11 protein-coding genes are annotated in these 12,649 nt (G+C 72.3%); 10 read left to right on the top strand and 1 reads right to left on the bottom strand.

The window, feature by feature from the left end:
* Positions 1-103 precede the first annotated feature (103 nt).
* Positions 104-1,579, top strand: a complete 1,476-nt coding sequence (locus tag EV562_RS29725; protein ID WP_133889942.1) for an aminopeptidase P family protein — start codon at positions 104-106, stop codon at positions 1,577-1,579.
* 101 nt (positions 1,580-1,680) lie between these two features.
* On the opposite strand, the gene EV562_RS29730 is transcribed toward EV562_RS29725, so the two are convergent.
* Positions 1,681-2,145, bottom strand: a complete 465-nt coding sequence (locus EV562_RS29730; RefSeq protein ID WP_133889943.1) for an ATP-binding protein — start codon at positions 2,143-2,145, stop codon at positions 1,681-1,683.
* 240 nt (positions 2,146-2,385) lie between these two features.
* Between EV562_RS29730 and EV562_RS29740 the strand changes: the two genes are divergently transcribed.
* The 9 genes from EV562_RS29740 to EV562_RS29780 all read left to right on the top strand — a co-directional run bounded on the left by EV562_RS29740 (position 2,386) and on the right by EV562_RS29780 (position 12,560).
* Complete coding sequence (locus EV562_RS29740) at positions 2,386-3,228, top strand: hypothetical protein (RefSeq protein WP_133889944.1); 843 nt, start codon at positions 2,386-2,388, stop codon at positions 3,226-3,228.
* Between the two features lie 128 nt (positions 3,229-3,356).
* A complete protein-coding gene (locus EV562_RS29745; protein ID WP_133889945.1) occupies positions 3,357-4,118 on the top strand; it encodes a YcnI family protein in 762 nt (253 codons plus the stop codon).
* Between the two features lie 134 nt (positions 4,119-4,252).
* A complete protein-coding gene (locus EV562_RS29750; protein ID WP_133889946.1) occupies positions 4,253-4,903 on the top strand; it encodes an SCO family protein in 651 nt (216 codons plus the stop codon).
* Positions 4,900-5,421 carry a copper chaperone PCu(A)C gene (locus tag EV562_RS29755; RefSeq protein WP_133889947.1) on the top strand — a complete coding sequence of 174 codons (522 nt, stop codon included), beginning with the start codon at positions 4,900-4,902 and terminating at the stop codon, positions 5,419-5,421. Before EV562_RS29750 ends, EV562_RS29755 begins: the two co-directional genes overlap by 4 nt.
* 13 nt (positions 5,422-5,434) lie before the next feature.
* On the top strand, positions 5,435-7,573 hold the full coding sequence (locus tag EV562_RS29760; protein ID WP_133889948.1) for a copper resistance protein CopC: 2,139 nt from the start codon (positions 5,435-5,437) through the stop codon (positions 7,571-7,573).
* A gap of 8 nt (positions 7,574-7,581) precedes the next feature.
* Positions 7,582-8,922, top strand: a complete 1,341-nt coding sequence (gene efeB, locus EV562_RS29765; RefSeq protein ID WP_133889949.1) for an iron uptake transporter deferrochelatase/peroxidase subunit — start codon at positions 7,582-7,584, stop codon at positions 8,920-8,922.
* A gap of 80 nt (positions 8,923-9,002) precedes the next feature.
* Entirely contained in the window at positions 9,003-9,935 is a 933-nt protein-coding gene (gene pheA, locus EV562_RS29770) for a prephenate dehydratase (protein ID WP_133889950.1), read from the top strand.
* Between the two features lie 508 nt (positions 9,936-10,443).
* The gene (gene serS, locus EV562_RS29775; RefSeq protein ID WP_133889951.1) at positions 10,444-11,721 is read left to right on the top strand and encodes a serine--tRNA ligase; all 1,278 of its coding nucleotides are present in this window, start codon (positions 10,444-10,446) and stop codon (positions 11,719-11,721) included.
* The gene (locus EV562_RS29780; protein ID WP_133889952.1) at positions 11,718-12,560 is read left to right on the top strand and encodes an HAD family hydrolase; all 843 of its coding nucleotides are present in this window, start codon (positions 11,718-11,720) and stop codon (positions 12,558-12,560) included. Before serS ends, EV562_RS29780 begins: the two co-directional genes overlap by 4 nt.
* Positions 12,561-12,649: the final 89 nt, after the last annotated feature.

Raw genomic sequence — 12,649 nt, forward strand, 5'->3', positions numbered from 1 at the left:
AACGGACGGTAGCGCCGCCGCGTAACAGGCCCTTCGGCCCTGGGCCCCCTTCCGAACGACCGTACGATGGGGGTGGTCCAGTGCCGTACCTAGGAGGATGACCGTGGCGGAGGAGCTCACCCCGGAGAACCCGGAGACCCCGGAGAACCCGGACGAGACCGAGGAGCCGATCAAGCAGCGCAAGAACGGCCTGTACCCGGCCGTGTCCGACGAGCTGGCCGAGAACATGAAGTCCGGCTGGGCCGACACGGAGCTGCACGACCTGGAGCCCGTCGCCCAGGCCGCCGAGACCGCCGCCCGCCGTGCCGCGCTGTCCGCCCGCTTCCCCGGCGAGCGCCTCGTCATCCCCGCGGGCAACCTCAAGACCCGCTCCAACGACACGGAGTACTCCTTCCGCGCCTCGGTCGAGTACGCCTACCTGACCGGCAACCAGACCGAGGACGGCGTCCTGGTCCTGGAGCCCGAGGGCGACGGGCACACCGCGACGATCTACCTCCTGCCCCGCTCCGACCGTGAGAACGGCGAGTTCTGGCTGAGCGGCCAGGGCGAGCTGTGGGTCGGCCGCCGCCACTCCCTCACCGAGGCCGGCAAGCTGTACGGCATCCCCGCCTCCGACGTCCGCGAACTCGCCGACAGCCTGCGCGAGGCCACCGGCCCGGTGCGCGTCGTGCGCGGCCACGACGCCGGCATCGAGGCGGCCCTCACCGACAAGGTCACCGCCGAGCGCGACGAGGAACTGCGCGTCTTCCTGTCCGAGGCCCGCCTGGTCAAGGACGAGTTCGAGATCGGCGAGCTGCAGAAGGCCGTCGACTCCACCGTGCGCGGCTTCGAGGACGTCGTGAAGGTGCTCGACAAGGCCGAGGCGACCAGCGAGCGCTACATCGAGGGGACCTTCTTCCTCCGCGCCCGCGTGGAGGGCAACGACATCGGCTACGGCTCCATCTGCGCCGCCGGCCCGCACGCCTGCACCCTGCACTGGGTCCGCAACGACGGCCCGGTGCGCTCCGGCGACCTGCTGCTGCTCGACGCGGGCGTGGAGACGCACACGTACTACACGGCCGACGTCACCCGCACGCTGCCGATCAACGGCCGCTACAGCGAGTTGCAGAAGAAGATCTACGACGCCGTGTACGACGCCCAGGAGGCGGGCATCGCGGCGGTCAAGCCGGGCGCCGCGTACCGCGACTTCCACGACGCCTCCCAGCGGGTGCTGGCCGAGCGGCTCGTCGAGTGGGGTCTGGTCGAGGGCCCGGTCGAGCGGGTGCTGGAGCTGGGCCTGCAGCGCCGCTGGACGCTGCACGGCACCGGTCACATGCTCGGCATGGACGTCCACGACTGCGCCGTCGCGCGCGTGGAGACGTACGTCGACGGCACGCTGGAGCCCGGCATGGTGCTCACCGTCGAGCCGGGCCTGTACTTCCAGGCCGACGACCTGACCGTGCCGGAGGAGTACCGGGGCATCGGCGTGCGCATCGAGGACGACATCCTCGTCACCGCCGACGGCAACCGGAACCTGTCCGCCGGGCTGCCGCGCCGGTCGGACGAGGTCGAGGAGTGGATGGCCGCGCTCAAGGGCTGACCCGCCGTACGACGGCCGGGCACCCCGTGCGGGGTGCCCGGCCGTCGCTGTGCTTACGGGATGTTCCCCAGGAGTGCTCCGCGGAGTTCAGGTGTGCTCCGTCAGACCGCCACCAGCGGGGCGTTCTCCCGCCACTTGAGGATCTTGTCGAAGCTCACCACGGCACCGGCGCGCCCCGGCGTGTGGCCGATGTGGACGTGGTCGGCGAGCTCCCGGATGAGGCACAGACCGCGGCCGCTCTCCGCCTCCACCGGCACCTGCCGGGCCGTGCCGTGCGGTCCGCCCGGAGCGGCGGCGGGGAAGCCGGGCCCGGTGTCGGAGACCTCGATGCGGCACAGTTCGCCGTCCAGGTAGGCCGTCACGCGGTACGCCTCGCCGGGGCCGCCGGGCCCCATGTCCCCGCCGTGCTCGACGGCGTTGGCGCAGGCCTCGCTCAGCGCGACGGAGAGGTCGAAGGAGATGTCGGGGTCGACGCCCGCGGTCTCCATGGTGCCGATCAGCAGGCGGCGGGCCAGGGGCACGCTCGCAGCCTCGCGCCGCAAATGGAGTGACCACCAGATGCTCATGCTCCAGCCTCCCGGCCGCGGCTCGACATACCGATACGTATTGCCCCTCACACCCCTGCGTAAGCGCCCCGCGGCCGAGTGACCGCCCGTCTGGCGGATGCGGGGCCGCCGCCGACGGGTGTATGCGGGCCGCCCGCGACAGAAGGTGATCTTCACTACCGTTCCCGACCTTCCGGTCGTACGGCATCTTGTGGACCTGCCGTACGGCGCGTGGGCCGTGGGTGCGATGATGAGGCCGCCATGACTGCCCCCCACCCGCCAACGGCGCGCTCCGGGAACGATCTCCGGATTCTGCGGGCCGCGGTGTTCGCCGCGGTCTGCGTCGTGCTGGCCGCGGCGGGGCACACCCTCGCCTCCTGCGCCACCGTGCCGCTGTGGTCGCTGGGCGCGGGTTTCCTCGGGGCGGTCCTGGTGGCCGTGCCGCTCGCCGGGCGCCTGCGTTCGCTGGCCGGCATCGCGATACTGCTCGCCGTCGGACAGACCGCGCTGCACACCCTGTTCGGGCTCGGCCAGCACGGCACCACCATGGCCACCGCCCCGGCCCCGGCGTCCGGCGGCGGTGCGGGTGCGCTGTCCGACGCCTCACTGGTCCAGCAGGCCGCCCGGCTGGTCTGCGGGACCACCGCGGCGGCGATCAGCCCGGCCCAGGCCCAGCGCATCCTCACCGACGCGCGGGTTCCCTCCGACGCCTCCACCGGTGCGGCGCACCACCCGGCCGACGCCCTGTCCACCGCCGGTACGTCCGCCTCGCTGCTGCCGTCCCTGCCGATGCTGCTCGGTCACGTCCTCGCGGCCCTGGCCGCCGGCTGGCTGCTGCGGCGCGGGGACCTCGCCCTGGCCCGGCTCGTCGAACTGTCGGCGCACTCCGCCCACTCCATGGCCGAGGCGGCGTTCGTACGCGCCCTGCGCGCCGCGCTCTCCCTGGTGCGCGCCCTGCACGCCGGGCTCGCCGGCGCGCCCGGTACCGGCCCGCGTCCGCCGCGCCCCGCCCGGTGGGTGGCGCCGCGGCCCCGTACCACCGCGCTCCAGCACACGGTCATCAGGCGCGGTCCGCCGACGGACGCGTTCGCCCTCGCCGCCTGACACGACGCGACCACCGTCCCGCTTCCCGGGAGGGGCCGCCGTCGTGCGGCACGCGCGCGTGCGCGCACCCCTCCTGTCACCGGCACCGGCTCAGCTCCGGTGTCCACACGAAGCGGAGTACTCCGTCCATGAAGGCTTCCCGTATCGCCGCCGTCGGCGCCGTGTCCGGCATCGCCGTCCTCGCCCTGTCCGCCCCCGCCTTCGCGCACGTCAGCGTGCAGCCGGAGGGCGCGGCCGCCAAGGGCGGGTACGCGGTCGTCGACTTCAAGGTCCCCAACGAACGCGACGACGCCTCCACCACCAAGCTGGAGGTCAGCTTCCCCGCCGACCACCCGCTGGCGTCCGTGATGCCGCAGCCGATCCCGGGCTGGAAGGCCGACGTCACCAAGTCCAAGCCGGCCAAGCCGCTGGAGTCGCACGGCAAGCAGATCACCGAGGTCGTCACCAAGGTGACCTGGACCGCCGACGGCAAGGGCGTCGAGCCCGGCTACTTCCAGAAGTTCCCCCTCTCCATCGGCGCGCTGCCCGAGGACGCCGACGAGCTGGTGTTCAAGGCGATCCAGACGTACTCCAACAAGGAGGTCGTGCGCTGGATCGAGGTGCCGCAGGAGGGCCAGGACGAGCCCGACACCCCGGCGCCCGTGCTCAAGCTGTCCGCTGCCGAGGAGGACGCCCACGGCGCGGCGGGCGCCTCGGACGCCAAGGGCGACGACGCCGGGGCGGACGCACGGAACACCGCCGCCGACACCTCCTCGTCGGACTCCGGCTCCGGCGACGGCAGCGACACCACCGCCCGCGTCCTCGGCATCGTCGGCATCGTCGTCGGTGCGGCGGGTGTCGCGTACGGCGTGCTGGCCGGCCGCCGGCGCAACTCCGGCGCGGCGGCGTAACAGCACCCGTGCCGGTGCGTCGGCACCACCTCGCCGGCGCATCCTCTCGTCCGGTGCGCGCCGGGTACGGTCCGTCGGTTCGTCCGACGGGCCCCGGCGCGCACCGGAGCACCTCACATCTGGGACATTTCGCTATGCACAAGAAGAAGTTCGCCATGGCCGCCCTGCTGGCCGCCGCCTGTCTGACCCTGTCCGCCTGCGGCAGCGGCGGCGACAGCGACAAGCCCGTGACCATGGTCTCCGAGGACAACAGCCGGCAGGCCGCCACCGTTCTCGACAAGCCCTTCGAGAAGCCCGACCTGGTCCTCACCGACACCCAGGGCAAGAAGTACGACCTGCGCCGCCAGACCGCCGGCAAGCCCACCCTGATCTACTTCGGCTACACCCACTGCCCCGACGTCTGCCCGCTGACCATGAACAACATCGCCGTGGCGAAGAAGCAGCTCTCCCAGGCGCAGCAGGACGAGCTGCGCGTCGTGTTCGTCAGCACCGACCCCGAGCGGGACACCCCGGCCGCGCTCGGCGAGTGGCTCAAGGGCATCGACCCGCAGATCGTCGGCCTGACCGGCGACTTCGACACCATCCAGGCCGGCGCCCGCACCCTCGGCATCTCGATCGACCCGCCCACCAAGGACAAGGACGGCAAGGTCGTCTCGACCCACGGCACCCAGGTCCTCGCCTTCTCCCCGAAGTCCGACGCTGGCTACGTCCTCTACGGCGAGGACGCGACGGTCGACGACTACACCAAGGACCTCCCCGAGCTCATCAAGGGGGAGAACCCGTGAGGCGCCCCGCGGGAGGGTCCTCGCGGCACCGCCCCGGCCTCGCCGCCGTCGCGGTGATCGGCGCCCTGGCCCTCGCGGGCTGCGGCGGCCCGGACTCCGACTCGGACGCCGCGGCCTCCGGCACCGAACTCTCCGTCGGCGCCGCCTACATACCGCAGCCCGTCTCCGACTCGATGGCGGCCGGTTTCCTCACGATCACCAACGAGGGCGACGCCGCGGACGAACTGACCTCCGTCACCAGCGGGGCCGGCGAGGTCACCGTGCACGAGACCGTCGGCGGGACCATGAAGGAGGTCGACCGCCTCGAGGTCCCCGCCCACGGTCGACTCGTGTTCAAGAGCGGCGGAAACCATCTGATGTTCGAGAAGCTGAAGCAGCGGCCGAAGCAAGGTCAGTCGGTCGCCGTCGAACTGCACTTCGCCCACTCCGACCCCGTCACGGTCGAGCTGCCCGTGAAGGCGGCCACCTACCAGCCCACCGATGGACACTCCGGCCACTCCGAAGAGTCCGGACACTGAGGGAGGGACCACCTTGACGCAGACCATCGCCCCGCGCGTCCGGACCCTGGTGCTGCTGCTCCTGGCCGCGGCCTGCGCGCTGCTGGCCGGTGCCGGACCGGTCTCCGCGCACGCCGCGCTGACCGGCAGCGACCCCCGGGAGGGGGCGGTGGTCGACAGGGCTCCGGCCCAGGTGTCGCTCACCTTCTCCGAGTCGGTCTCCATGGACGACGACTCACTGCGCGTCCTCGATCCCAAGGGCAAGCGGGTCGACGACGGAAAGCCCGCCGGCACCGGTGGCACGACGTACTCCGTGAAACTGCACGCCGGGCTGCCCGACGGCACGTACACGGTGTCCTACCAGGTCGTCTCCGCCGACAGCCACCCGATCGCCGGCGCCTACACCTTCTCCGTCGGCGCCCCCTCCGACACCTCGGTCTCCGTCTCCGGCCAGGAGGCGGGCGGCGGATTCGTCGGCGGGCTGTACGGCGTCGGGCGGTACGTGTCGTACGCCGCCTTCGCCGTCCTGGTGGGCGGCGCCGCCTTCGTGCTCGCCTGCTGGCCGCGCGGCTCCGGGGTGCGAATCCTCCAGCGGTTCGTCGTCTCCGGCTGGCTCGCGCTGACCGCCGCCACCTTGCTGCTCCTGCTGCTGCGCGGCTCCTACACCGGCTCCGGGAAGGCCGCCGACGTCTTCGACCTGAGCCTGCTGGGCGAGGTGCTGCAGACCAAGGCGGGCGCCGCACTGGTCTCCCGGCTGCTGCTGCTCGCGGCGGCCGCGCTGTTCATCGCCGTGCTCTTCGGCGCGTACGACAAACGGGAGGACGAGGAGAGGCGGGACCTCACCTTCGGGCTCGCGATCGGCGGGAGCGTCGTGGCGGCGGGCCTCGCGGCGACCTGGGCGATGTCCGAGCACGCCTCCGTCGGCCTCCAGGCCGGTCTCGCCATGCCGGTCGACATCGTCCACCTGACCGCCGTCGCCACCTGGCTCGGCGGACTCACCGCGCTGCTCGTGGCCCTGTACCGCGGCCCGGCGGACACACCGGTCCCCTCCGAGGCCGTACGCCGGTTCTCGCGCGTCGCCTTCGGCAGCGTCGTCGCGCTGGTGGCGACCGGCACCTACCAGGCATGGCGCCAGCTCGGCTCGTGGACGGCCTTCACCGACACCCGGTACGGGCAGCTGCTCCTGGTCAAGATCGGGCTCGTGGCGGTGCTCGTCGGCGTCGCCTACTTCTCCCGACGGTGGACGGCGCAGCTGGCGCAGTCGGCGACCGCCGTCCCCGGGCAGCGGGACAAGGAACGCGTGGCCGCGTCGGGCGGCCGGAAGAACGGCGGGGCGAACGGCACGGATAAGGCCGGGGCCGCGGGGTCGGCGGCTGCGGAGTCGCCGGCTGCGGAGCGGGGCGGGGTTGCAAAGGACGGGGCCTCGGGAGAAGCCGAGGTCACGGCGAAGATCGAGACCGCGAAGACCGCAGCCGTGGGGAAGACCGCGGCCTCGGGGGAAGAGGTCGCGGGGAAGGCCGGGGCCGCGAAGACCGGGGCCGCGAAGACCGGGGCCGCAGGGAAGGCTTCCGGCGTGGGGAAGGGCTCCGGCGGTACCCAGCGTGCCGCCCAGCTCGCCCGGCAGCGCGCGGCCGTCGACGCCGCCCGGCAGAAACGGCAACGGGACGCCGACCCGCACCGCTTCGGTCTGCGCCGCTCCGTGCTCGCCGAGGCGGGCGTCGCCGTCGTCCTGCTCGCGGTGACCACCGTCCTGACCCAGACCGAGCCGGGGCGCACCGAGGAGGAGGCCAAGGCCGCCGGCGCGTCCTCCGCCGCCTCCGTCCCCGCCACCGGCGCGGTGACGCTGGACATGCCCTTCGACACCGGCGGCCAGAACGGCAAGGGCGTCCTCCGGATCGAACTCGACCCGGCCCGGGTCGGCGCCAACGACATGCACCTCTACGTCGAGCGCTCGGACGGGACCGCCTTCGACGTCCCGGAGGTGAAGGTGGCCCTCACCCAGAAGGCCAAGGACATCGGGCCCCTGCCCGTCGCCCCCGAACACATCACCACCGGCCACTGGTCGGCGAGCGGAGTGCAGGTCCCGATGGCCGGCGACTGGGAAGTCGCCGTGACCATACGGACCTCCGACATCGACCAGGTCACCCTCTCCAAGAACGCGCAGATCGGCTGAACCGCACCATGGCTGACCAGTCCATCCCGGAGACCCGCAGCTCCGAGGCCACGCGCCGGGCTCCCGGCGCCCCCGGGCCGCTCGCCTCCCGGAACTCCGGGGACGTTCCCGGGGGCATCTCACGCCGACGACTGCTCGGCACCGCCGGCGCCACCGGGCTCGCCCTCGGCGCGGCGGGGGCCGCTGCGGGCTATGCCGCCGCGCCCTCCGCCGCCGCCACCCCCCTCACCTCGCTCGGCAGCGAGCAGGCGATGTTTCACGGGAAACATCAGCCCGGCATCACCACCCCGATGCAGGCCTGCGGGCACCTCGTCGCCTTCGACCTCGCCGCGGGCGCGGGCCGCAAGGAGGCCGCCGCGCTGCTGCGCCGCTGGTCCGACACGGCCCGGCGGCTGATGGCGGGCGAGCCGGCCGGTACCCGTGACACCGACGTGGCCCGGGACGCCGGACCCTCCTCGCTGACCGTCACCTTCGGGTTCGGCCACAGCTTCTTCGGCCGCACCGGTCTGGACGCGCAGCGTCCGGACGCCCTCGACCCGCTCCCCGACTTCTCCTCCGACCACCTCGACAAGAACCGCAGCAACGGCGACCTGTGGGTCCAGATCGGCGCCGACGACGCCCTGGTGGCCTTCCACGCCCTGCGCGCGATCCAGCGGGACGCCGGGACGGCCGCCCGCGTCCGCTGGCAGATGAACGGCTTCAACCGCTCGCCGGGCGCCACCGACCGCCCCATGACGACCCGCAACCTCATGGGCCAGGTCGACGGCACCCGCAACCCGAAACCCGCCGAGGCCGACTTCGACCAGCGGATCTTCGTCCCGGAGTCGGCCGCCTCCGCGACGGCCGGTCCGGCCTGGATGGCGAACGGCTCCTACGTCGTCGTACGCCGCATCCGCATGCTGCTCGACGACTGGGAGCAGCTGTCCCCCAAGGCCCAGGAGGACGTCATCGGGCGCCGCAAGTCCGACGGGGCGCCCCTGTCCGGGGGCGATGAGGCCACCGAGACGACCGAGATGGACCTGGAGAAGACGGACGGCTCCGGAAAACTCGTCGTCCCGATCAACGCCCACGCCCGGATCACCCGCCCCGACCAGAACGGCGGCGCGGCCATGCTCCGCCGTCCCTTCTCGTACCACGACGGCTTCGACGCCGACGGAGTCCCGGACGCCGGACTGCTCTTCGTCTGCTGGCAGGCCGACCCCCTGCGGGGCTTCGTGCCCGTGCAGCGCAAGCTGGACCGGGGCGACGCGCTGTCGCGGTTCATCCGGCACGAGGCGAGCGGCCTGTTCGCGGTGCCGGGCGGGGCGGCGGAGGGAGAGTACGTGGGGCAGCGGCTGCTCGAAGGGTGAACCGGCGGCGCATCACCCCGGTGAGGGGGAGGGGCGAGATGCGTGAACCGGGTCTCGCCCGGGCGCATTAGGGTGAGGACATGCCAGCCAGTTACGCGTATCTCGGCCCTGAAGGCACCTTCACCGAAGTCGCCCTGCGCACCCTTCCGGAGACGGCGACCCGGGAACTGGTCCCGTACGTCTCCGTCCAGTCCGCGCTCGACGCGGTGCGCACCGGCGAGGCCGAGGCCGCGTTCGTGCCGATCGAGAACTCCGTCGAGGGCGGCATCACCACCACCCTCGACGAGCTGGTCGCCGGCCAGCCCTTGATGATCTACCGCGAGGTGCTGCTGTCCATCACCTTCGCGCTGCTGGTCCGTCCCGGCACGAAGCTGTCGGACATCAAGACGGTCACCGCCCACCCGGCCGCCCAGCCCCAGGTCCGCAACTGGCTCAAGGCGCACCTCCCGGACGTCGCCTGGGAGTCGGCCGCCTCCAACGCGGACGGCGCCCGCCTGGTGCAGGAGGGGCGGTACGACGCGGCCTTCGCGGGTGAGTTCGCCGCCGAGCGGTACGGCCTGGAGGTCCTGGAAGCCGACATCCACGACGCGGAGAACGCCCAGACGCGCTTCGTGCTGGTGGGCCGCCCGGCCCGGCCCGCGGCACCGACCGGCGCGGACAAGACGTCCGTCGTGCTCTGGCAGCGCGACGACCACCCCGGCGGCCTGCGCGACCTGCTGGGCGAGTTCGCCACCCGGGGCGTCAACCTGATGCTGCTCCAGTCCCGGCCGACGGGGGCCGGGATCGGCAACTACTGCTTCTGCATCGACGCCGAGGGGCACATCTCCGACCGCCGGGTGGCCGACGCGCTGATGGGTCTGAAGCGGTCCTGCCTCCAGGTGCGCTACCTCGGGTCCTACCCGCGTGCCGAGGTCGATCCCGCGGACGTGGACGCACTGCGGCCGGGGACATCGGACGAGGCGTTCGTGGCGGCGGCGGACTGGGTGGCGCGGTGCCAGGACGGCCGGTTCTGACCGCCGGTCCTACCTGCTGATTTTCGTTGTCCACAGAAGTTATCCACAGGTCCTCTTCTCGACCTGGGGACAAGTCGACAACGAAGGGGCATTCAGTCGACATATCCCCCTACGGCCGACCCCTTCACCCACAGGGACTCAAGCCACCCTTCGTCCACCTGTTTCCCGCCCCCCATTCTCCGGAGTGACACCCAGCGCCCGGTTTCCACTCGAAAGTGGGGGCGGGGAAGGTTTGACCAGTCCGCACCCAGGATTTTGGAATGATCGCCTCCGTGAGTCCACAGATCTTTCGCACAGCCTGTGGATAACTTTTCCGGACTGTGGATTCCTGTGGACAGACACCTCCCAACTCCCGTTCTCCACAGGCAAATCCGGTCAACTCCTCAGCCGTACGGCACCCCGTTCCAGGGATGTCGCGCCTCTTCATTGACCAGAGGAACCACGGGCGGGACCCCTTCCGGCAATAGTGGGTCGAGACCCGGCCTCGCACACCGGTAGCCTTGACCTCGTGATTGACCTTCGCCTGCTCCGTGAGGACCCCGACCGTGTGCGCGCCTCGCAGCGCGCCCGTGGAGAGGACGTCGCGCTCGTCGACTCCCTCCTGTCCGCCGACGAACGGCGCAGGTCGTCCGGCGTCCGCTTCGACGAGCTGCGTGCCGAGCAGAAGGGCCTCGGCAAGCTGATCGGCAAGGCATCCGGGGACGAGAAGGCGGAGCTGCTCAAGCGGGCCGAGCAGCTGAAGACCGACGTCAAGGCCGCCGACACCGAACGCGACGCGGCCGACACCGAGACCCAGGAGCTGCTCCAGCGCCTCGGCAACCTCGTCCACCCCGACGTGCCCGTCGGCGGTGAGGAGGACTTCGTCACGCTGGAGACGCACGGCACGCACCGCGACTTCGCCGCCGAGGGCTTCGAGCCCCGGGACCACCTGGAGCTGGGCCAGCTGCTCGGCGCCATCGACGTGGAGCGCGGCGCCAAGGTCTCCGGGTCACGCTTCTACTTCCTGACCGGCGTGGGCGCCCTCCTGGAGCTCGCCCTGGTCAACGCGGCGATCGCGCAGGCCACCGCGGCCGGCTTCACGCCGATGCTGACCCCGGCGCTGGTGCGCCCGCAGTCGATGGCCGGCACGGGCTTCCTCGGCCAGGCCGCCCAGGACGTCTACCACCTGGACAAGGACGACCTCTACCTGGTCGGCACGTCCGAGGTGCCGCTCGCGGCGTACCACATGGACGAGATCCTGGACGCCGACCGACTGCCGCTGCGCTACGCCGGCTTCTCGCCCTGCTTCCGCCGCGAGGCGGGCTCGCACGGCAAGGACACCCGGGGCATCTTCCGCGTGCACCAGTTCGACAAGGTCGAGATGTTCTCCTACGTCCTCCCCGAGGACTCGCAGGCCGAGCACCAGCGCCTGCTGGAGTGGGAGAAGCAGTGGCTGACGTCGCTGGAGCTGCCGTTCCGGGTGATCGACGTGGCCTCGGCCGACCTGGGCTCCTCGGCCGCGCGCAAGTACGACTGCGAGGCGTGGATCCCGACCCAGGGCAAGTACCGCGAGCTGACCTCGACCTCGGACTGCACCGAGTTCCAGTCCCGCCGGCTGTCGATCCGCGTCCGCGAGGGCAAGAAGGTGCGCCCGCTGGCCACGCTCAACGGCACGCTGTGCGCCGTACCGCGCACGATCGTGGCGATCCTGGAGAACCACCAGCAGGCCGACGGCTCGGTCCGCGTGCCCGAGGTGCTGCGCCCTTACCTGGGCGGCCGGGAGGTCCTGGAGCCGGTGGCCAAGTGACGGACACCGGCACCGCCACGATCCCCGGCACCGGCACCGCCGGTGGCTTCCCGTACCGGCTGATCGCGACCGACCTCGACGGCACGCTGCTGCGCGGCGACGACACGATCTCGCAGCGCACCCGTGACGCGCTCCGTGCGGCCACCGCGGCGGGCGCGGCCCACATCGTGGTCACCGGGCGGGCGGTGCCGTGGACCCGGCACATCCTGGACGACCTCGGTTACGACGGGCTGGCCGTCTGCGGTCAGGGCGCGCAGGTCTACCACGCCGGGGAGCACCGGCTGCTGACCTCCGTGACCCTGGACCGGCAGCTGGCCGGGGTGGCGCTGGCCAAGATCGAGGCGGAGACCGGTCCGCTGTACCTGGCGGCGAGCCGGGACGGCCTGGAGGGCGACGTGCTGGTCGGCCCGGGCTACGCGGTCGGGGGCGACCTGCCGGCCGTGCCGTTCACCGACGCCTCGGATCTGTGGTCGGCGCCGCTGAACAAGATCTACATCCAGCATCCGACCCTCTCGGACGACGAGCTGGCCGAGGTGGCCCGGCACGCCGCGGGCGGCTTCGTCACGGTCGTCATGGCCGGCGCCGGAGTCGTCGAGCTGCTCCCCCTCGGCCTGTCCAAGGCGACCGGCCTGTCGCTGGCGGCACGCCGGCTCGGTCTCAAGGCCGCGGACACGATCGCGTTCGGCGACATGCCCAACGACGTGCCGATGTTCGGCTGGGCGGCCAGGGGCGTGGCGATGGCCAACGCCCACGAGGAGCTGAAGGCGGTGGCCGACGAGGTGACGTCCTCCAACGACGAGGACGGCATCGCGGTGGTGCTGGAGCGTCTGGCGGGCTGATCCCCGCCCTGCGGCCGGAGCGTCCGGCGGGCCGGTCCCGGCCCCCGGGGCTGTGACACGACCGTGCGCACGGTCCGGACGGCGTCGGC

The sequence above is a fragment of the Streptomyces sp. BK208 genome, from assembly GCF_004364245.1.
In the GTDB taxonomy this organism is placed as follows: Bacteria; Actinomycetota; Actinomycetes; order Streptomycetales; family Streptomycetaceae; genus Streptomyces.